The sequence below is a fragment of the Halomonas sp. SCS19 genome (genome assembly GCF_040147015.1).
Lineage (GTDB): Bacteria > Pseudomonadota > Gammaproteobacteria > Pseudomonadales > Halomonadaceae > Halomonas > Halomonas litopenaei.
In genome coordinates this window covers 2,641,007-2,661,216 of sequence record NZ_JAMSHN010000001.1, presented here as the reverse complement: position 1 = coordinate 2,661,216, position 20,210 = coordinate 2,641,007, and the positions used below count along the sequence as shown (strand labels likewise).

Genomic DNA, 20,210 nt, shown 5'->3' with positions numbered 1-20,210 from the left:
TTTCACGTCTAGAGGGGAGTCTCGGGAAAAGTACGACGTCAGTCCGTTCTATCGCAGCCAGATCACGCTGGCCATGCGCCCGGTGACGCCGTCGTCACGACGATGGGAATAGAAGCGTGATTCACAGGCGGTGCAGAAGTGCCCGCCGCTGACGTGGGAGACGCCAAGACGTTCAAGCCGCAGACGCGCCAGCTTGTAAAGGTCCGCCATATAGTGCCCCAGGCGATAGGGACTCGGTTCAAAGGCGCTGGCTGCCTCGGGGTGCACGCCGCAGAAGGCCTCACGCACCTCGGGGCCAACCTCGAACTGAGCGTTGGAGATCGCCGGCCCCAACCAGGCCATCAGTTCCCCAGGCGCAGTGCCCAGGGAGGCCACGGTAGCCTCCAGCACGCCACCGGCCAGGCTGCGCCAGCCTGCATGGGCCAGCGCCACGCGCTCACCGCCACGATCACAGAAGAACACCGGCAGACAGTCCGCCGTCAGTATCACGCAGGCGTAGTCACGGGTGGTCGCCACCGAGGCATCGGCCTTGGGTATGGTGTCACTGAAACCATGCTGGACGCTGGCGCCGTGGACCTGATCGAGCCACAGCAGCGGACGCTCATCGCCCAGTTCCTTGCTCAACTGGCGCCGACAAAGCTCCACATGTTCCGGCTTGTCGCCGACGTGACTCGCCGGGTTGAAGGCGGCGTAGGGTCCCTGGCTGGGGCCGGTCTCGCGGGTGGTGACGAAGGCACCGACATTGGCCGGAGCAGGCCAGTCGGGCACGATCACGCTGGGGCGCAGGTCGAGGGCATCGATCATTGCATGGTCTCCGCATCGTCACGCAGGAAGTCCAGCAGCATCAGCAGGTCATCCGGCAGCGGCGCCTGGAAGCTGACCTCCTCACCACGACTCGGGTGGACGAAGGCCAGTCGACGCGCGTGCAGCGCCTGGCGCGGAAACTCGCGCAGGATTTCCTTGAGCGTCGGCCCCGCTCCGGGCGGCAGCTTGAGTCGCCCACCGTAAACCGGGTCGCCGATCAACGGAAAGCGTCGGTGCGCCATGTGCACGCGAATCTGGTGAGTACGGCCGGTCTCCAGCTTGCAGCGAACGTGGGTATGGGCACGAAAGCGCTCCACCACCCGATAGTGGGTCACCGCCGGCTTGCCCGAGGCGGTAACCGCCTGGCGCTTGCGGTCCTTGGGATGCCGGCCAATCGGCGCATCCACGGTGCCGCCAGAGGTCATCTTGCCCACCACGATGGCGTCATACTCCCGCGACACGCTACGCGCCTGCAGTTGCGCCACCAGGTCAGCGTGGGCGGCCAGGGTCTTGGCCACCACCATCAGCCCGCTGGTGTCCTTGTCGAGGCGATGCACGATACCGGCACGAGGCAAGGTGGCGGCGTCGGGAAAGTGGTGCAGCAAGGCATTGAGCAGGGTCCCATCGGGGTTGCCCGCAGCGGGGTGAACCACCAGCCCCGGCGGCTTGTTGACCACCAGTACCTGGTCGTCCTCAAACACTACCTCAAGCGGAATATCCTGCGCCTCGAAGCGAGTGTCATCCTCGATGAGGGCCTTGAGCACCAGCCTTTCACCACCGTGGACCTTGTCCTTGGGCTTGGCCGCAGCCCCATCCAGGGTCAGGGAACCGTCCTTGATCCAACCCTTCAACCGCTCCCGGGAATAGTCGGCAAACAATTCCGCTGCGGCCTGGTCCAGGCGATAGCCTGCCATGTCGAGGGGAATGCGACTGTGGACGTCGAGGGTCTGTGACATGGTTCGGAACACTTCTCTGTGGGGATCGAAGATTGATGGCAACTCGCGCACAAAACACGTGGCCCGCAGCAGGAAGACTGCGTTTCCAGGCAAGGTGCTTTATAGTGGGCGGATCGCGGCCGATTCTACCACGGCCGACCCGGGTTGTTTGACACGAGGACCAAGATGCGCGTTTTCACTACTTCCGCCGCTCGCCTGGGCGCCCTGGTGTTGATGGGCGCGGTACTCGGCGGCTGCGCCAGCAACGACGTCGAGGAAGAGCGCTACGACGGCGCCACCGAACGCCAGCTCTACCAGGAAGGTCGCCAGGCCCTGGAGAACGGCAGCTTTACCACGGCCATGAACCGCCTGGAAGCCATCGACACCCGCTTCCCCTTCGGCGACTACGCCGAACAGGCCCAGCTCGAACTCATCTATACCTACTACGAGATGGATGACTGGGAAGCCGCCCGGGCCGCCGCCAGCCGCTTCATTCGCCTGCACCCCAACCATGCGCAGGTCGACTACGCCTACTACATGCGCGGGCTGGCCGCCTGGCAGGCCGGTCGTTTCAGCCTGGAGTCGCTCAAGGTCATCGATATCTCGGAGCGGGACCTCGGCGCTACCCGAGACGCCTACACCGACTTTACCGACCTGATCACCCGCTATCCGGACAGTCCGTACGCCCCGGACGCGCAACAGCGCATCATCTACCTGCGCAACCTGCTGGCCCAGCAAGAGCTGCATGTGGCCGACTTCTACCTGCGCAAGAAGGCCTACATGGCCGCCGTGCAGCGGGGTCGCTGGGTGTTGGAGAACTACCCCCAGGCCGAGGCTACCCGCGACGCCCTGGCGGTGATGGTCGAAGGCTACCTCGGCATGGGCCTGCGTGATCGCGCCAGCGAGACGCTGCAGGTGCTGATCGAGAACGACCCGGACAACGAGCGCCTCAACGGTCGTCGCTTCGAACCCAAGTACGTCGACGGCGCCCCACTGAGCGCCTGAACGACCGCAAGGCAGGCGGTGCCGTGAGGTTGCCGGCTGGCCAATGAAAGGAGAAGGGGCTGCCCATGGGCGGCCCCTTCTTGTTGCAGCGCTTGCTGTCATTCGCTCTGCGCTTCGCTTCTTTTATCTTCGTTCAGCTCCCATATTGACGCTCCAGGGCTGCGATCCACCGTCCTTCCGCCGTCGCTGGCCTGTGGCTGCCCTTGGCGTCCACCGCAGGCCAGGCTCCGGCTATTTTCTGCTTCTACTCAACCTGTCGATGCCTGGGACGGTGTGCCCTCGGGCTCCCGACGCTTGAACTGCTTGGAGCGCTGCAGGCCCCAGTAGGCGAAGACGAAGTAGATAACCGTGCACCAGATGGTGATGTCGTAGAACAGCTCACGATTAACGTAGTACTGATACAGGTCGGGGCTTTCAAACATCACCCGCCAGGCCAGCACCGCTGGCACACCCAGTCCAACGATCCCCCACATCACCTTGATGCCCTTGGATAGCAGTGTCTTGTCCTCCACGCCTTCGCGGTACTTTTCCGCCGCCTTGCGCCGGTGATGTTCGACCACCCGCTCGTTGAACTCCTGCTGGGCCTTTTCCTTCTCTGGATAGGCCTCACAGGCACCGGCCCTTCGCGCCAGCACCACGTAGACCAGGATCGACACAAACCAGGTCGGCAGGAACAGGTAGTAGAACGGCATCACGTCGAGGACATTGAGCCCAAAACCGAAGATCAGCGAGATACCCCAGCTGGCGATCGCCGGCCGGTTGTCGGCAAGGCCCTTGAAGTTGGCCCAGTAGCGGGTCATGCCGAGCCGCGGGAACAGCTGGTACTCGGCAAAGGCGATGCCGCCCACCGGCACCAGGATCAGGCCGGCGTAAGTCAGCAGCGGCAACATGCTGCGGTAGACGAAGGGGAAACAGCTCGCGCCCATCACCCCGAGCCCCACCAGCATGGTCACCTTCCAGCGCTTGACCTCGGGCATCAGCGCCTGGGCGGCCAGACCGGCGCGGTACAGGTTGGAATTCGCCGTGGTCCAGCCGGCCACGATCACGATCACGAAGCCGGACATTCCTAACGCGTAGAACGCCACATCGCCGGGGTCGACCACCAGGATACTGAGCTTCATGGTGGCGGCGGTGGCCGCCCCCATCAGGCCCGCCGAGATCCAGGCTACATAGTGGCCGAACATCATGCCGGTACTGGTGGCCAGGGCGTAGCGCTTCTTGCGGGCATAGCGCAGAAGCGCCATGTCGATCAGACCGAAGTGGGCGAAGGTATTGGCGGCCCAGGCGAAGCCAATGACCTCCCACAGCCCGATCCCCGGTTCGCCATCGGCGTTGATGCCGGTGAATACGCTGGCACTGGCGATGGCGACGAAATCCGAAAAACTCGTCAAGGTGGTAAAACCGGTGACCGACTCCGACAGCGCCGGTATCAATACCATGCCGCCGGCGGTGAACATCACCATCAGCCAGGGTGCACAGATGCTGGCGAACTCGCTCAGGGCGTTGAAGCCAAAGGCCGCGACCAGCACCACGATGGCCCCTACGGCAAAGGCGATGATGACGAAGGCCATGTCGGTGGGATAGGGCGCCACCTGAGGTGGCACATCGAAAAGCACCCGCACCGCGGTAGCAGAGACCGTGATCATGGCCGCCGAGATGGCAGCAAAGATCACCACATTGGCGCCGTTGTAGAGCTTCGCCATGACGTTACCGGCGATGCGTTCCAGGTAGGCGAAAAGACTGAGCCGGGTGCCGACGGCGATCGGTGCGGTGATCAGGGTGAAACTCAGTATCGCCAGGGTGTTGCCGATGACCAGACCGATCAGAATGTCCCAGATGCCGGCACCGAGGCCGACGAAGGTGGCACCGATCACGAACTCGGTCGCGGCCACGTGTTCTGCGGCATACAGTCCGAGAAAGTGCTTGGCACCGTGCTGCTTGTGGGGCGGAACCGGCAGCTGTTCATCGTCGACGCTGTCTAGAGATTGCTGCGGGTCAAATCCGGATGTCGCCATGGGCGCCTCCTTGTGTGTCACTCATCTCGCTTGCGGGTGAACGTCGCACCTGCGGGCTCACCCGTTCCGCCGGCTTCCTTCGAGGAGCCGATCGCCACTACTGCTGAGCAAAGCGTGCCTGCTCGGTCACCTTCTCGGTGACCCACTGAGCATCTTCGATGGCTTCCTCGGCGGAGATGTCTCCGGCCAACGCCTTGGCGAAGCGGTTACCCACCGCCGTACCGATACCCTGAAAAGCGGGGATCGCCACGTACTGAACGCCTCGATAGGGCACCGCCTGTACCGTCGGGTCATCCGGATTGGCGCTTCTCAACGATTCCAGCACCAGCTCACTGTAGGGCGCGGCCTCGCGGTAACTCGGATTGTCGTAAAGCGAAGCACGGGTCCCCGGCGGCACCTGGGACCAGCCCTCTCGCTCGGCCACCAGTTCCTGATAGCCCCGGGAGGTGGCCCAGGCGACAAAGCGCTTGGCCGCCTCGCTCTGCTCGGAACTGGTGGGAATTGCGAGCGCCCAGGCCCACAGCCAATTGCTGCGCTTGTCCAGTCCGTTATCAGGAGCCAGAGCGAATCCCACGCGATCGGCGACCTCGGAGGCCTCGGGATCGGTCACCGCGGATGCGGCCACGGTGGCATCCACCCAGATGCCGCACTTGCCCTGTTGAAACAGCGCGAGATTCTCGTTGTAGCCGTTGTCTTCCGGATTCGGCGGGCCGTACTCTCCCAACAAAGTCAGATAGAGATCCAGCGCATCACGCCAGCCACCTCCCTCGAGCTGTGGCTGCCACTCTTCATCGAACCAGCGACCGCCGAAGGCGTTGGCCATGGCGGTCAACAGGGCCATGTTCTCGCCCCACCCCGGCTTGCCCCGCAGGCAGATGCCGTAGTGTTCATCGGAGTCCGAGAGCTTTTCTGCCGCCTGTGCCAGAAAGTCCCAGCTCGGCGCCCTGGGCATGCTCAGGCCCGCATCCTCGAACAGGTCCGTGCGGTACATGGTGAAGGCGGACTCCGCATAGAAGGGAGCCGCGTAGAGAACATCCTGATAAGACAGCGCCTGGCGCACGGTGGGCAGCAGATCCTCGGGCTGGTAGTCGCCAGGCATGTCGGCGATGGGTACGAGCCAGCCACGTTCCGCCCAGATGGGGGCTTCGTAGGTGCCGATGGTAACGATGTCGAAGCGCCCCCCGGAGGTGGCGATATCGGTGGTGACCTGCTGGCGCAGCGTACTCTCGTCCAACGTCACCCAGTTGAGCTGAATATCGGAATTCCCCGCGACAAAGTCCTCGCTCAGCTCTCGCATCCGCAGCATGTCCCGGTTATCCACCGTGGCAATGGTCAACTCGGCAGCCACGCCATGCTGGGCAAACACCGCCCCACCCCCCATTACCAGCGCACAAGCGGTTTTAACTCGAAAGGACGTCATCATTCGCGCTCCCTCTGCCGGCGTTATAGGTTCCTGTTCTAAAAAACCTTAGCACCATGGCGTCGTCCCAACATTGAAATGTCGCGCTTTATTTACCGGGACATTGGTCTAAACACACCCAGAAATCACCATTACAAATTAATTTAATTAGGCATATATGATTCAAAAAAACCATGAGAAAACAAAGATAAGGAAGAGTTCTTCGGTTATCCCACTGCCAACAACCATACTAGTTCAGCAAGAACTGCGATATCGCCTACACCTATCAGCGCACTCTTCTCCATTACCTTTACGATGCCTATTGGCGCTTCAGTCATGAAGGCTTAAATCATCTCTTCCGACGAATATGCAAAGTGACGTCGATCACCGTGTAAAAACGGCGTACGCATCAAAGAAAATACCATCTAATGGTCGCGGGGCTTTAGGCGCTGTCCGAAAAGTCGACGAGCGAAGGTTAGACAAGGCAAAAATCGGTGAGAAAGCGCAGTTTACGGGGTGTAAATGAGCATTTTGATCCGATTTTTAACGCCGTATTACCGAGCGCAGGCACTTTTCAGACAAGCCCTAGCGAGCGCAACAGAAATCCCGGCCCGGGAAATCATGACCAACGACGGGAAGTGACGTCACAAACAGCGAAGGCTGGGCATAACATCGCCACCCGCCGAGCCGATCTGGCCCGACGGGTGAGGTACCGACAAGAGGAAAGAAGCAGGTCTCGTCAGAGGCCCGGTTGCCATCCATTGACGATAGGATAACGACGGTCACGGCCGAAGCCGCGCTGGGTCACGCGCACGCCTACCGGTGCCTGGCGGCGCTTGTACTCGCAGCGGTCCACCAGCTTGACCACCTTGTAGACGTCCTCGGCGCTGAAGCCTGCCTCGATGATCGCCTCGGCGCTCATGTCGCCTTCGATGTAGCGCACCAGAATGGCGTCCAGCGTGTCATAGTCCGGCAGCGAGTCACTGTCCTGCTGGTCCGGCGCCAGTTCCGCCGAGGGCGGACGCTCGATGACACGCTCCGGGATCACCAGGTTCTCGGTGTTGCGCCAGCGCGCCAGGCGATACACCCAAGTCTTGTAGACGTCCTTGATGGCGTTGTAACCACCGACCATGTCACCGTAGAGGGTGGCGTAGCCCACCGCCATCTCGCTCTTGTTGCCGGTGGTCAGGACCATCAGGCCCTTCTTGTTGGACAGCGCCATCAGCAGCACACCGCGACAGCGCGACTGGAGATTCTCCTCGGTAGTATCGCGCTCGGTACCCTCGAAGCTCTCGGCCAGGGTGTCCATGAAGGCTTCAACCATGGGCGCGATCGGCATCACTTCATAGCTGACCCCAAGCAGACGGGCCTGCTCGGCGGCGTCTTCCTTGGAAATGTCGGCGGTGTAGTGATACGGCATCATCACCGCATGGACCCGCTGGGGGCCGAGTGCATCCACCGCGATGGCCAGCGACAGGGCCGAATCGATGCCGCCAGACAGCCCCAGCACCACGCCCTTGAACCCACTCTTGTTGACGTAGTCACGCAGACCGGTGACCAGGGCGCTGTAGAGGTCTTCCTCCGGCGCCACGTCCAGATCCACCTCGCCCTGGCGCGGGGTCCACTTGCCCTGCTCCTCGACGAAGTGCACCGGGCTCAGCCAGATATCCCAGTGCGGCGCCTGCACCGCCAGCTTGCCTACGGCGTCGACACAGCAGGAGCCACCGTCGAACACCAGCTCATCCTGACCGCCGATCTGATTGACATAGACCAGCGGCAGGCCGACGTCACTGGCACGCTGCTCGAGAAGCTCGAGCCGCTCGGCCGGCTTGTTCTGGTGGTAGGGCGAGGCATTGAGGGTGACCAGGATATCGGCACCGGCGTCGCGAGCCTGGCGGACCGGCGCTTCCTGCCAGATATCCTCGCAGATCAGAATGCCGAGCCTGGCGCCCTTGTGTTCCACGACCAGCGGCGTGTCTCCGGGCTGGAAGTAGCGCTGCTCATCGAATACCTGATAATTGGGCAGGGCCTGCTTGGCGTACTCATCCAGCCACTGGCCGTTGTAGAGCACGCCGGCCATGTTGTGCAGCGCGCCCTCGCGACGGCCGGGATAGCCCACGATGACCATGACGTCGCGGACCATCTTTTCCGCCATGCGGGTACGCGCCTCGCGCAGGCGGGTCTCCATCGACGGCCTCAGCAACAGGTCCTCGGGCGGATACCCGGTCAAGAACAGTTCCGGCAGAACAACCACGTCGGCACCGTGCTCGAGGAAAGCCTCGCGTACGGTCTCGATGGCCCGGTCGGCGTTGCCGGGGATGTCGCCGACCAAGGGGTCGAGCTGCGCCATCACCAGAGTCAGGTCTTGCATGAGCGGAGAAATCTCTCGAGAATCGGGGGGATCAGCCCCCATTGTCCCGCAAGGGCCGCCAACAGGCAAAGGCCGCCTCCAATCCGTGTGGAGTAAGGATGAACCTCTTGATAATCCGCCTTCTGATCTTCGCCGTGGTGTTCTTTGCCGGGCTCAAGCTTTATCGCATGTACCGCGAGTGGAAGTTTGAGCAGCAGGATCAAGGCCCCACCTCCCATGAGGGAGGAAAAATGGTGCGCTGCACCTGGTGCAAGGTACACCTGCCCGAGCAGGACGCCCTGCGCGAAAAGGGCGAGTGGTTCTGCTGCGGTGACCATCGTGACAAGTTCATCACCGAAAGCCGCCAAGGCGACGATGCTGACGGCGATAACGGCGATGACACCCAGGGGCGTTAAACGCCCCGACAGTCACGCCGACGCCCAGTTGACCGACGCCCCGCTGCCCATTGCTACCTCACCCTGCCCCTGCTTCGATCGCCTCACTCCCGGTCAGCTTGGGCGCTCTTCCACACGTCCTTGCAACCGATAGGGCGCGGGATCAATGATCGGCTCTCTTCCCAGCAGTTGATCCACCAGCAGGCGCGTCGAGGCCGGCGCCAGCACCAGCCCATTGCGGTAGTGCCCGGCGTTGACGTGCAGGTTGTCCCAGCCGGGGGCCTGGCCGATATAAGGCACCCCGTCCGGTGATCCGGGCCTCAGTCCGGCCCAGTGGTGCTCGATCTCGCAGTCGGCCAATGCCGGAATGATGGCGGTAGCGCTATGCCATAGTGAGCTGCGGGCGTCGTCGTCGGTGCCCTTGTCGAACCCGGCGTCTTCCAGGGTGGAGCCGGCCAGGACCCGCCCGTCGCCGCGAGGAATCACGTAGCGTCCATCCATCAGCACCACCCGCTCGACCAGTCCGGGTGGTGCCTTGAACAGAATCATCTGACCCTTGACCGGGCGTACCGGCAGATCGAGCCCGGCCATGTCGGCAAGCCCCGCCGACCAGGCGCCGGCACAGATCACCACCTGATCGGCACTGAGGTTGCCCTGGTCGGTGTTCACCACCGCCACCCGCTCCCCTTGCCGCTCGAACCCGGTGACCGTGCATTGCTCGCGCAACGTCACCGACGTCATGTCTTCCAGTCGGGACCTCAGCGCGCGCATCAGACGGGGGTTACGAATGCTGCCCAGGGTCGGCATCCACAGCGCCTCGTCGATATCGCGGCGGGCATTGGGTTCCTTTCGGCGGATCACTTCAGCGCCTACCCGCGACAGCGGCTTGCCAACCTCCCGCGCCCACTCGAGTGCGCGCGCTTCGTCATCCACCCTCAGGTAGAGAAGCCCTTTCTGACGATACTCCGGGTCGACCCCGGTCTCCTCCAGCAGGCGCAGGGCCAGTTCGGGGTAGGCCCCCTCCGACCAGCTCGCCAGGCGCGATACCGGCGAGCTGTAGCGCCAGGGATAAAGTGGCGAGACGATCCCGCCCCCGGCCCAGGAGGCCTCGCTACCGCAGCCGCCTCGCTCTACCACCGTCACACTGTGACCGGCATCGGCCAGTTGCAGTGTCGTCATCAGCCCTATGACGCCGCCGCCAATCACCAGGAAATCACTCAAAGCGCTTCTCCAACGTCTGCTCTCCCTTCTCCGAGCTAGGCTCAAGGAACCCCGAATTCAAACAACAACCACAAGGAAGCGTTCGCCATGGACGACGACGCCCGACGCCCCCGTCATGTCTGCATGTCCCGAGCTTACTGGCACACACCTCACCACCCCGAACCTTACCGTCCCAAGTCTTGCCATCCCGAACCTCATCGAATCGCTTTCCGCCAGTCCGGAACTACCTTGCTGGAGCTGTTGCTGGTGGTGGCTATTGTAGGCCTTCTGACCAGCGTGGCCCTGCCGGGCTACCGGGCAATGGCCGCCCGACAGGATATCGCCAGCGAGCTTTCGCGACTAGAAGGCGCCCTGATGCTGGCCCGGGGCACGGCCATCACCCGGGCAAGACCCGTCACCCTGTGCCCGAGCGACGACGGCGTGCACTGCGGCGAGGACTGGAGGGGGAAGCTGTTGATCAAGGCGGGAGCGCCGAGCTGGGAGGGAGCGACACTTCATGTCTTTGCGCCAAGCCGGCTCTCAAGCATCGATTTTCGCGAGGATGCAAAGCCGGTGCGTTTTCTGGCCAATGGACGCGCCAGTGGACATAACGGGACCTTTGAGGTCTGCGCGAAAGATAACACCGGAGCAAGGCTGGTGCTCAGCAACTACGGCCGAGTGCGCGTCAATTTGCCCGCACAGATCAACTGCGGAAACCTTGTGGACTAATATAAAACTAAATATATGATCGAAATATGTGAACTGTAATACGATCTTTCATATATACCTCGCAGACAAATTTCACTATTCAGTAAAAACATCTTTCTCTTTACTCCGGTTACAAGCCACTGCCCCCACCATCAATCCAGATAGCCCCCCCATCAGAATCGTCACCTGCCATTTCTGGGTCAATCTGCACGTCCATATAAACAACAGCGCTACCCACACCAATTGCCTGGCCTTCCAAGAGCAATCGTCCATTATTCAGGTTGGCATCGCCAACCATCAGCTGATTTCCACTGATCAAGTTCCCTTCAAGAGTCACATCCCCTTCCATGGCAACAGACAATTTCTCGGATGTAACTATAGAACTCTCGTAATGTCCTTCAGCAAGAATCACGTCCGCAGATCCCTTTACTACTACAGTTTCTACCGGAGCATATTCCGACAAGACCAACTCACCATCAAATTCCTGATCGATTGAGCAAAAAAGAGTTTCTTCCAGCCTCGCACACCCTAGATCGTCAAAACTATCATCCGTCATTTGCTCCTCGAGCTCCTTGATACGGTCATCAATCATCGCCAGGGAGCCAATCTTGGCGTCGCAGGGCACAGGCTGATCCATACACACGGAATCCACATCGATTGTGCAGTCATAATCCACGGGAGCCCAAACTCCATCCGGAGTTTGAATATTGAATGCTCCGGCAGAGCCGAGTTGGCATTGCTCAGGGATAGGCAGTGAAGAAATACCATCGCCTGTCGCCTTATTACCAATCATTATGAAATGTTGTGCAACAACCTGCTCGCCATCACTGACCTGGCCCCTGATCAACTGCACTGGAGTTGCCTGATACACACAATCCATATAACGATAGCCGATCGTCTCGCTATCGGATATCGGGAGTACGTCCGACCAGCCAGCCATCAGTTGTCCATCAAAGGCCTTGTCGCGGGCCACCTCACATGCTGACAATCCGCTCGATTCAGGCGTTTCACTTAGCCTCTCGGCCCCGCCCCAATCCGCCGCCATCTGGGCCTGGGCCATGGCGCGCATATTGCCGGCCAGGCGTTCGTCCACCAGCGCCGACTTGACCCCGGCCATGGCCACCACCGAGGCGATCGCTACCAGCGACAGCACCACCAATAGTGCCGCGCCTCGCTGCCTCGCTGGCGCCTTCATTCGGCATTCTCCGCCGCGGACACGGCCTGGAGACGATCCACCGCGTGCAGCCGGATCGGTGTACTGGCGTGGGGCAGGTTCAGGGTGATGCGATAGAGTCCCCCACCCAGATCTTCCAGCACCTGATCGTCCTCGCAGGAACCATCGTAGGCCAGGCCATCGACCAGAGGCTCGCCGCTGTCGACCTCGTGCAGCGTACAGGACTCGCCATCTGGCGCCGGGCGCAGCACGTAATCGCCGGGGGAGGCGTCGCCCCGGCGCACCGCCGCGGTGATGGTATCGAGGGCGTAGCTCAGGACCGCCTGGCGATCAGCCAGGCGCAGCACCTCGCGCGCATTGGCGTTGACCTCCTGAAACAGCGAGCCCGCAGCCAGGATCACCAGGCTGCCGACGACCATGGCCACCATCAGTTCGACCAGCGACACGCCGCGCTGGCGATGCAACGACTTGCCTGGGGAAAGGACGCGGTGCGGACTCATGGTGCTTTCCGAGCGGGCAACTTGACCCAGTACTGAAACAGGCTAGGTTCGGTGAAGCGCTCGTCCTTCCAGCCGATACGCAGCTCGAAGGCGCAGTCGTCCCGCGCGATCACCGCCTCGTCCAGGGCAATGAGACCGGGAAGGAAATCGGCCCAGTGCTCGCGCCAGTGCTCTCGGGAAAGGCTCTCGGGCACACCTTCAGGACAGTACCCGCCATTGGCCACCAGGCTTGCCCACAGCAGTTCCCGTGCATCCTGGGCGGCCAGGTCCGCCAGCGATCTCTGGATACTGGAATGGGCGCTTTGCAAGCTGCGCAACTGCATCCCCGCCACCCCTAAAAGTCCCACCGACAACAGCACCAGCGCCACCAATGCCTCGAGCAGGGAAAACCCGGCCTGGGATCGCAGCCGTCTCACGCGGCATCTTCCTCATCGCCGGAACGTACCACGCCGCTTGGCTCCACCGAGACCCAGCGACCCTCGCCTCCTGTCCCGCGAAGCTGCCAACGGCAGGGGCTACCGTAACTGCACTCATCCAGGCGCCCCATCAGATCGAAGCTGACCCCACCGGGCGATACCCGGGTACCGTCAGTGTGCGCTGCTTCATCGACCATCAGTACATCGCCATGCGCGCTTGGAGTGGACTGGCAGCCGCCGGCGTCCGCGTCTCCCGCCAGTACCTCGAGCCGCCAGCGTCCCGCGCAGTCGACCACCAGCACCCTGACCTCCTGGCGTCGGGTCAAGGCGGTGGTGCGTGCCAGGGTCAGTGCGCCGACCAGGCGATTGGTATCCGCCACCAGACGCTCGCCGGCCAGCCAATGGTGCAGGCCAGGCACCGCCACCGCAGCCATCAGGCCGATCACCGCGACGCAGACGACCAGCTCCAGCAGGGTGACCCCGCGCTGGCGTCTACCAGCAGTCATCTGGTGCCCGCTCGCCGGTCTGGTCCATGGTCAGGCTATCGCAGCCTTCCTTCACCGACTGGGCGTCGAGGGCCCTGGCCTCGAGAAAATAGCGTCCTGGGTGGCGTTCCACCGACAGTTGGTAGAAACCGGACTCCGACGGTCGCTCAAGCCCGTCACAGGCGGCGATATCATAGGCCTGGTCACGGCTGTAGCAGCGTTCCAGCGACGAGGCGGTTGTCATCAACAAGGCGCGGCCATCGGCGACACGGGTCTCGCGTAGATGCTCGGTGTACATGGGGTAGGCCACCGACGCCAGCAGACCGATGATGGCGATGCACAGCAACAGTTCGATCAGGGTGAAACCGCCCTGACGCTCCATCGGGCCTGGTGACGAAGCCCGTGTCGAAGCGGCACTGACTTTCTGGTCCAGCTCACTGAATCCATGCTCATCCCAGCGCGTCTCTGCGTAAATTGAGCCTCGCGTTTTTCGTATTCCCTGCATCGGGCTTCTCCGGCTCGTTTTCCCTTCGAGTATGTCGCACGTCCGCCATGGGCGGCAGGCGCTGGATCAAGGTTGTGTCGCGACACCACGCTTAAGCACAGACTTGAGGCTTTCTCCTACGCCTGAAAACAAGGACGCCGCCCTTGGGGGCGGCGTCGAGATGCTGCACTGGAAAAACGAACGGTGGAATGCCTTCACGGCAATCCTCTGGTGGCATCAGTCGCTGACGATGACCCGCTCGCGCAGTTCACGCGGCATCGAGAAGGTGATGGTTTCCTCTCGGCCGGCCAGTTCCTCGGGGGCCTCGGCGCCCAGCTCGGTCAGGCGGTCGATGACCCCCTTGACCAGTACCTCCGGGGCGCTGGCCCCGGCGGTCACGCCGACTGCACCGATATTCGCAAGCCAGGCCGGATCGATCTGCTCGGCACTGTCGATCAGGTAGGCCGGGGTGCCCACTCGCTCGGACAGCTCGCGCAGGCGATTGGAGTTGGAGCTGTTGGGGCTTCCCACCACCAGTACCAGGTCGGAGCCCGCCGCCAGTTCGCGCACCGCGTCCTGGCGGTTCTGGGTGGCGTAGCAGATATCGTCCTTGCGCGGCCCCTGGATGTCGGGGAAGGTGGCGCGCAGGGCATCGATCACCCGAGCGGTATCGTCCATGGACAAGGTGGTCTGGGTGACAAAGGCCAGCCGACTGGGGTCCTTGACCTCCAGACGGGCCACGTCCTTTTCGTCCTCGACCAGGTAGATCTGGCCACCGTGGGAGGTGTCGTAACGCCCCATGGTGCCTTCGACCTCGGGATGCCCTTCATGGCCGATCAGGATGCACTCCTGGCCACGGCGAGCGTAGCGCAGCACTTCCATATGCACCTTGGTCACCAGCGGGCAGGTGGCGTCGAAGACCTTGAGCCCGCGCCGCTCGGCCTCCTCCTGCACCGCCCGGGACACCCCGTGGGCAGAGAAGATCACGATGACGTCATCGGGAACCTCGTGGAGTTCCTCGACGAAGATCGCCCCACGCTCGCGCAGGCTATCGACCACGAAGCGGTTGTGGACCACCTCGTGACGCACGTAAATGGGCGGCCCGAACACGTCCAGCGCGCTGTTGACGATGTCGATGGCCCGGTCGACGCCGGCGCAGAAGCCGCGCGGGTTGGCCAGCTTGATTTGCATGGTTTGCCTTGCCTCGGTGCCGTCTTGGCACCTGGTTGAGCGGATGATTCGCGTGGTCATCACGTACTGCGCCTTACCGGCACACCGGGGACGTGAATCGCCTAGTGGGTAGTGGCAGGCTTGACGCCCAGCACCTCGACCTCAAAGGTCAGGGTGCGCCCGGCCAGCGGATGATTGAAGTCCACTTCCACCATGTCGCCGTCGATCTCGGTGACCACCCCGGGTAATTCGTCGCCGTTGGCATCGGCAAAGGACATCACGGTGCCGACCTCCGGCTCGTCGCCGTTGAACACCTCACGCTTCATGCGCTGGATGTTCTGCGGGTTGTGCTGACCGAAGGCGTGCTCGGGACTGACCTCGAAGCTGCCGCTGTCGCCGTCGGTCATACCCTTCAACGGCTGCTCGAACCCGGGCGGCAGGTTGCCATCGCCCAGTTGAAAGGTCGCCGGGGCCTTGTCCCGGGTGGAGTCCACCACGGTGCCATCTTCCAGCTTGAGGGTGAAGTGAAGGGTGACTTCCATGCCCTCGTCGATACGGTAGTCGCTCATTGGGATCTCCGAAAGAGTGACGGACCGGCAGGGACCGATACGTCGCTGCCGGCAACAGATAATTAGCCGCGCCGGGCGCGGCGGCGCTCGCCGAAGATCGACTCCCAGATCAGGCCGATGGCGCCCAGGGTGATGCCGATATCCGCCACGTTGAACGCCGGGTAGTACCAGCCCGCCGCGTGAAAGGACAGAAAGTCCACCACGTAGCCGTGCACCAGGCGGTCATAGAGGTTGCCCAGGGCGCCGCCGATGATCAGCGCGAGACACGCCCCCAGCAGCTTTTCGTCACGCCGCAGGCGACGCATCCAGATCGTCAGGCCGACGGTGGCCGCCACCGCGATGGCGGCGAACAGCCAGCGCTGCCAACCGGGGTGATCGGCCAGGAAACTGAAGGCCGCCCCGGTATTGTGCAAAAGCGTCAGATTGAAGAACGGCAGCACCTCCACCGGCGTGGCGTAGGTCAGCGTCTGGCTCATCAGTGCCTTGGTGCCCAGATCGAGCACGACCCAGGCCAGCGCCAGCCACCACCAGCGCAGCGGCTGGCGCATCGGTTCTACCTGTGAACTCATGTGCCCGTCACCCTCCTTGGTCGTGGAATCCGTGGCGTCAGGCATAGTGACGCACCTCGCCCGGACCGTCCGGCAGGTTGCTGACGCAGCGCGAACACAGGTCCGGGTGCTCGGGCAGCGAGCCCACATCGGGGCGATGGTGCCAGCAGCGCTCGCACTTGGCGTTGTCGCTGGCGCGCACCGCCACCTTGAGCCCTTCGACGTCGGTCTCGGCGGCATCGACTCCTTGGTCGAGCGGCGCCAGGTGGACCTCGCTGGTCAGCATCACGAAGCGCAGCTCGTCGCCCAGGCGCGAGAGCAGTTCGTCAAGCTCGTCGCTGACGTGCAGGGTCACCTCGGCGGCCAGGCTGCCCTTGATGGTCTTGGCGTTGCGGGCGTCTTCCAGGCACTTGTTGACCGCCTGCTTGACCGTCAGCACCCGCTCCCAGAAGTCACGGCCCATGCTGGCGTCGTCGCTGAGGGTGGACAGGCCTGTGTAGTAGGTCTCCAGCAGCACGCTGCGGCCTTCGGCCAGGCCCTTCTCGCCGGGAATGTTCTCGAAGATCTCCTCGGCGGTGAACGACAGGATCGGCGCGACCCAGCGCACCAGCGCCTGGACCACGTGATAGAGCGCGGTCTGGGCGCTGCGACGGGCCTGGGAGTCGGACTGGGTGGTGTACTGGCGATCCTTGATCACGTCCAGGTAGAAGCCGCCCAGCTCCCGCGCGCAGAAGCCGTGCACCTGCTGGTAGACATCGAGGAAGCGGTACTCGTCGTAGGCCGTCTCGATGCGTGCCTGAAGTTGCGCGGCGCGGTCCACCACCCACTGGTCCAGCGCCAGCATGTCGTCGAAGGCTAGGGCGTCACGCTCGGGGTCGAAGCCGTTCAGGTTCGCCAGCAGGAAGCGCGCGGTGTTGCGGATACGCCGGTAAACGTCGGCGGTGCGCTTGAGGATCTCGTCGGACACCGCCATCTCGCCGGAATAGTCGGTGGAGGCCACCCACAGACGCAGGATATCGGCGCCGAGCTTGTCCATTACCTCCTGCGGGGCCACCACGTTGCCCATGGACTTGGACATCTTGCGGCCCTGGGCGTCGACGGTGAAGCCGTGGGTCAACAGGCCCCGGTACGGCGGGTGACCGTCGATGGCGCAGCCGGTCAGCAGCGACGAGTGGAACCAGCCGCGGTGCTGGTCCGAGCCCTCCAGGTACAGATCGGCACGCGGGCCGCTCTGATGGCCGTGGGGGTGCGAGCCGCGCAGCACGTGGCGGTGGGTGGTGCCGGAGTCGAACCACACGTCCAGGGTATCGGTGACCTTGTCGTACTGACTGGCCTCTTCGCCCAGAAGCTCGGCCGGGTCCAGGCGGAACCAGGCGTCGATGCCGCCGCGGTCGACCAGGTCGGCGACCTTCTCGGTCAGCTCCACGGTCTGCGGGTGCAGCTCGCCGCTTTCCTTGTGCAGGAAGAACGGGATCGGCACGCCCCAGTTGCGCTGACGCGAGATGCACCAGTCCGGGCGGTTGGCGATCATGCTGTGCAGCCGCGCCTTGCCCCAGCCCGGCGTGAACTCGGTCGCCTCGATCCCTTCGAGCGCGCTTTCGCGCAGGGTGCGACCGTCATGGCCAGGGATGTCCATGCCGACGAACCACTGGGCGGTGGCCCGGTAGATCACCGGGGTCTTGTGACGCCAGCAGTGCATGTAGCTGTGGGTGATGGTCTTGTGAGCCATTAGCGCGCCGGCCTCGGACAGTGCTTCGACGATCTTCGGGTTGGCCTTCCAGATCAGCATGCCACCGAACAGCGGCAGGTCGTCGACGTAGACGCCGTCGCCCTTGACCACGCTGATGAAGTCGCTGAAGTCCATGCCGTAGCGACGGCAGGAGTCGAAGTCATCGACGCCATGAACCGGCGCCGAGTGGACGATGCCGGTGCTGCCCTCGTCGCTGGTCACGTAGTCGGCGAGATACATCGGCGCGGTACGCTCATACAGCGGATGATGGAACTCGATCAGCTCCAGCCGTTCGCCACGCGCCGTGGCGATGACCTCACCGCTCAGGCCGAAGCGCTCGAGGCAGCTCTCGACCAGTTCCTCGGCCAGCAGCAACAGCCGCTCGCCGGTGTCGACCAGGGCGTAGTTGAACTCCGGATGGACGTTCAGCGCCTGGTTGGCCGGGATGGTCCAGGGGGTGGTGGTCCAGATGACCACCGCCGCCGGCTTGGGCAGGCTGTCCAGCCCGAAGGCGGCGGCCAGCTTGGCGTCGTCTGCGCAGGTGAAGGCCACATCGATGGCGTCGGACTTCTTGTCGGCGTACTCGACCTCGGCCTCGGCCAGGGCCGAACCACAGTCGAAGCACCAGTTGACCGGCTTGAGTCCCTTGAACACGTAGCCGCCCTTGACCATGTCGGCCAGGGCGCGGATCTCGCCACCCTCGTTGGCGTACTCCATGGAGCGGTAGGGATTGTCCCAGTCGCCGACCACGCCCAGACGCACGAAGTCCTGAAGCTGGCCCTTGACCTGCTCGTCGGCGTACTCGCGACACAGCGCCCGGGCCTTTTCAGGCTCCAGGTGCTTGCCATGGGTGGTCTCCACCTTGTGCTCGATGGGCAGCCCGTGGCAGTCCCAGCCCGGCACGTAGGGTGCGTCGAAGCCCGCCAGGTTCTTCGACTTGACGATGATATCCTTGAGGATCTTGTTGACGGCGTGACCGATGTGAATGCTGCCGTTGGCGTAGGGAGGGCCATCGTGCAGCACGAAGACCTCCTGGCCCTGGCGTGCTTCGCGCAAGCGCTGGTAAATGTCCAGCTTCTGCCACTGCTCGACCCGCGCCGGCTCGCGCTTGGGGAGCATGCCGCGCATGGGGAATTCGGTTTCTGGCAGATTCAGAGTGTGCTTGTAGTCGCTCATAGTCCTGGGGTCAGCCGTCGTCATGATCGGCGGGGGCCTGCCCCGCCGGGGAATCCTGGGTTGCGGCCTCGCGCGCACGTGGCGCCGATGCCAGAGGATAGGGTCGTGGGCCGTCAGGGTCCCGGGCAAACACTGCTCGCGCCCGGTCGATGTCGGCATATATCTGGGTCTTCAGCGCGGCGAAGTCCGCGAAGGTCTCTTCACCGCGCAGCTTGGCGCAGGGCACCACCGTCAGGCGTTTGCCATACAGGTCCGCCTGCATGTCCAGCAGATGCGCCTCCAGCACCGGACGCGGCGACCCTACCGTGGGCCGCCAGCCGATATTGACCACCGCAGGATAGCCCTGGGACGCCTCGCCATCGCTGCCGTCGTGGATCTCCACCGTCGCCGCATAGACACCGCGCAGCACCAGCGGACCCGGCAGCAGCGGCAGGTTGGCGGTGGGCACGCCGATGGTGCGCCCGCGCTGCTGGTCACGCACCACCCGGCCGCTGACGCGGTAAGGCCGGCCCAGCAGGCGCGCCGCCGCCTCGAAGTTGCCACAGGCCAGCAGGGTGCGCACCCGTGTGCTCGACACTCGATCATCGTCGATGCGAAAGGTCAGGGTGTGTTCGACGCTGAAGCCGCTGCTGCGGCCGGCTTCGGTCAGCAGGGCAAAATCACCGCGACGATCGCAACCGAAGCGGAAGTCGTCGCCCACCACCAGATGGCGTACGCCGAGCCCTTCCAGCAGCACCCGTTCGATGAATTCTGCCGCCGTCAGCTGGCGCAGCGATTCATTGAACGGCAGACACAGCACCCGATCGACGCCGCACTCCTTGAGCAGGCCGACCTTGTCGCGCAACCGCGTCAGGCGCGGTGGCGCCTGGTCGCCGGCAAAGTACTCGCGCGGCTGGGGTTCGAACACCACCACGGTCACCGGCAGTCCGCTGCGCGCCGCCTCGGCGTGGCACTGCTCAAGGATCGCCCGATGGCCCAGGTGCACCCCATCGAAGTTGCCGATGGTCGCCACCGTGCCACGGTGCTCCTCGCGCAGATTGTGCAGGCCTCGAATTACTTCCATGAGTCGGGTCACACCGAACCTAAAGGGAGTCGATTATAGCGAAGTGCGGGGCGCCGCGTCTTCCCACCGTCTGAAGGCGTCTGGG

19 protein-coding genes are annotated in these 20,210 nt (G+C 63.3%); 3 read left to right on the top strand and 16 right to left on the bottom strand.

Going from position 1 to position 20,210, the window contains the following annotated elements:
- Positions 1–48 precede the first annotated feature (48 nt).
- The gene (gene pgeF, locus NFH97_RS11700; RefSeq protein WP_045994252.1) at positions 49–804 is read right to left on the bottom strand and encodes a peptidoglycan editing factor PgeF; all 756 of its coding nucleotides are present in this window, start codon (positions 802–804) and stop codon (positions 49–51) included.
- A complete protein-coding gene (gene rluD, locus NFH97_RS11695) occupies positions 801–1,760 on the bottom strand; it encodes a 23S rRNA pseudouridine(1911/1915/1917) synthase RluD (protein WP_213230473.1) in 960 nt (319 codons plus the stop codon). The genes pgeF and rluD overlap by 4 nt, the downstream gene beginning before the upstream one ends.
- A 165-nt stretch (positions 1,761–1,925) precedes the next feature.
- Here rluD and NFH97_RS11690 point away from each other — a divergent pair, with 165 nt between their 5' ends.
- Positions 1,926–2,744 (top strand): outer membrane protein assembly factor BamD, encoded by an 819-nt coding sequence (locus NFH97_RS11690; RefSeq protein WP_045994250.1) that lies wholly within the window; start codon positions 1,926–1,928, stop codon positions 2,742–2,744.
- A gap of 248 nt (positions 2,745–2,992) precedes the next feature.
- On the opposite strand, the gene NFH97_RS11685 is transcribed toward NFH97_RS11690, so the two are convergent.
- The 3 genes from NFH97_RS11685 to NFH97_RS11675 form a co-directional block, all read right to left on the bottom strand.
- Entirely contained in the window at positions 2,993–4,759 is a 1,767-nt protein-coding gene (locus tag NFH97_RS11685) for a purine-cytosine permease family protein (RefSeq protein WP_108133538.1), read from the bottom strand.
- Positions 4,760–4,856: 97 nt separating this feature from the next.
- Positions 4,857–6,182, bottom strand: a complete 1,326-nt coding sequence (locus tag NFH97_RS11680; RefSeq protein ID WP_249743014.1) for an ABC transporter substrate-binding protein — start codon at positions 6,180–6,182, stop codon at positions 4,857–4,859.
- Between the two features lie 715 nt (positions 6,183–6,897).
- The gene (locus NFH97_RS11675; RefSeq protein ID WP_213230469.1) at positions 6,898–8,529 is read right to left on the bottom strand and encodes an NAD+ synthase; all 1,632 of its coding nucleotides are present in this window, start codon (positions 8,527–8,529) and stop codon (positions 6,898–6,900) included.
- Between the two features lie 98 nt (positions 8,530–8,627).
- On the opposite strand from NFH97_RS11675, the gene NFH97_RS11670 reads away from it, so the two are divergent.
- Positions 8,628–8,924: a PP0621 family protein gene (locus tag NFH97_RS11670; protein ID WP_108133534.1), complete on the top strand. Its 297-nt coding sequence runs from the start codon at positions 8,628–8,630 to the stop codon at positions 8,922–8,924.
- 93 nt (positions 8,925–9,017) lie between these two features.
- On the opposite strand, the gene thiO is transcribed toward NFH97_RS11670, so the two are convergent.
- Positions 9,018–10,124: a glycine oxidase ThiO gene (thiO, locus tag NFH97_RS11665; protein WP_287165640.1), complete on the bottom strand. Its 1,107-nt coding sequence runs from the start codon at positions 10,122–10,124 to the stop codon at positions 9,018–9,020.
- A gap of 87 nt (positions 10,125–10,211) precedes the next feature.
- Between thiO and NFH97_RS11660 the strand changes: the two genes are divergently transcribed.
- Positions 10,212–10,832 carry a GspH/FimT family pseudopilin gene (locus NFH97_RS11660; RefSeq protein WP_349622996.1) on the top strand — a complete coding sequence of 207 codons (621 nt, stop codon included), beginning with the start codon at positions 10,212–10,214 and terminating at the stop codon, positions 10,830–10,832.
- Between the two features lie 109 nt (positions 10,833–10,941).
- Here NFH97_RS11660 and NFH97_RS11655 read toward each other — a convergent pair whose 3' ends face one another.
- The 10 genes from NFH97_RS11655 to ribF form a co-directional block, all read right to left on the bottom strand.
- Positions 10,942–12,006, bottom strand: a complete 1,065-nt coding sequence (locus NFH97_RS11655) for a pilus assembly PilX family protein (protein ID WP_349624840.1) — start codon at positions 12,004–12,006, stop codon at positions 10,942–10,944.
- Positions 12,003–12,485: a PilW family protein gene (locus NFH97_RS11650; protein WP_349624839.1), complete on the bottom strand. Its 483-nt coding sequence runs from the start codon at positions 12,483–12,485 to the stop codon at positions 12,003–12,005. Before NFH97_RS11650 ends, NFH97_RS11655 begins: the two co-directional genes overlap by 4 nt.
- A complete protein-coding gene (gene pilV, locus NFH97_RS11645; RefSeq protein ID WP_253553893.1) occupies positions 12,482–12,901 on the bottom strand; it encodes a type IV pilus modification protein PilV in 420 nt (139 codons plus the stop codon). Before pilV ends, NFH97_RS11650 begins: the two co-directional genes overlap by 4 nt.
- Positions 12,898–13,407, bottom strand: coding sequence for a GspH/FimT family pseudopilin (locus NFH97_RS11640; RefSeq protein WP_349624838.1), 510 nt, complete (start codon positions 13,405–13,407; stop codon positions 12,898–12,900). Before NFH97_RS11640 ends, pilV begins: the two co-directional genes overlap by 4 nt.
- The gene (locus tag NFH97_RS11635) at positions 13,394–13,768 is read right to left on the bottom strand and encodes a type IV pilin protein (RefSeq protein ID WP_162816485.1); all 375 of its coding nucleotides are present in this window, start codon (positions 13,766–13,768) and stop codon (positions 13,394–13,396) included. Before NFH97_RS11635 ends, NFH97_RS11640 begins: the two co-directional genes overlap by 14 nt.
- A 339-nt stretch (positions 13,769–14,107) precedes the next feature.
- On the bottom strand, positions 14,108–15,061 hold the full coding sequence (ispH, locus tag NFH97_RS11630) for a 4-hydroxy-3-methylbut-2-enyl diphosphate reductase (RefSeq protein ID WP_185696479.1): 954 nt from the start codon (positions 15,059–15,061) through the stop codon (positions 14,108–14,110).
- Between the two features lie 101 nt (positions 15,062–15,162).
- A complete protein-coding gene (gene fkpB, locus NFH97_RS11625) occupies positions 15,163–15,609 on the bottom strand; it encodes an FKBP-type peptidyl-prolyl cis-trans isomerase (protein ID WP_045994447.1) in 447 nt (148 codons plus the stop codon).
- Between the two features lie 62 nt (positions 15,610–15,671).
- Positions 15,672–16,178, bottom strand: coding sequence for a signal peptidase II (gene lspA, locus NFH97_RS11620; protein WP_231498700.1), 507 nt, complete (start codon positions 16,176–16,178; stop codon positions 15,672–15,674).
- Positions 16,179–16,215: 37 nt separating this feature from the next.
- Positions 16,216–19,062 (bottom strand): isoleucine--tRNA ligase, encoded by a 2,847-nt coding sequence (gene ileS, locus NFH97_RS11615; RefSeq protein WP_349624837.1) that lies wholly within the window; start codon positions 19,060–19,062, stop codon positions 16,216–16,218.
- 10 nt (positions 19,063–19,072) lie between these two features.
- Positions 19,073–20,125 (bottom strand): bifunctional riboflavin kinase/FAD synthetase, encoded by a 1,053-nt coding sequence (ribF, locus tag NFH97_RS11610; RefSeq protein ID WP_349624836.1) that lies wholly within the window; start codon positions 20,123–20,125, stop codon positions 19,073–19,075.
- Between the last annotated feature and the right edge of the window lie 85 nt (positions 20,126–20,210).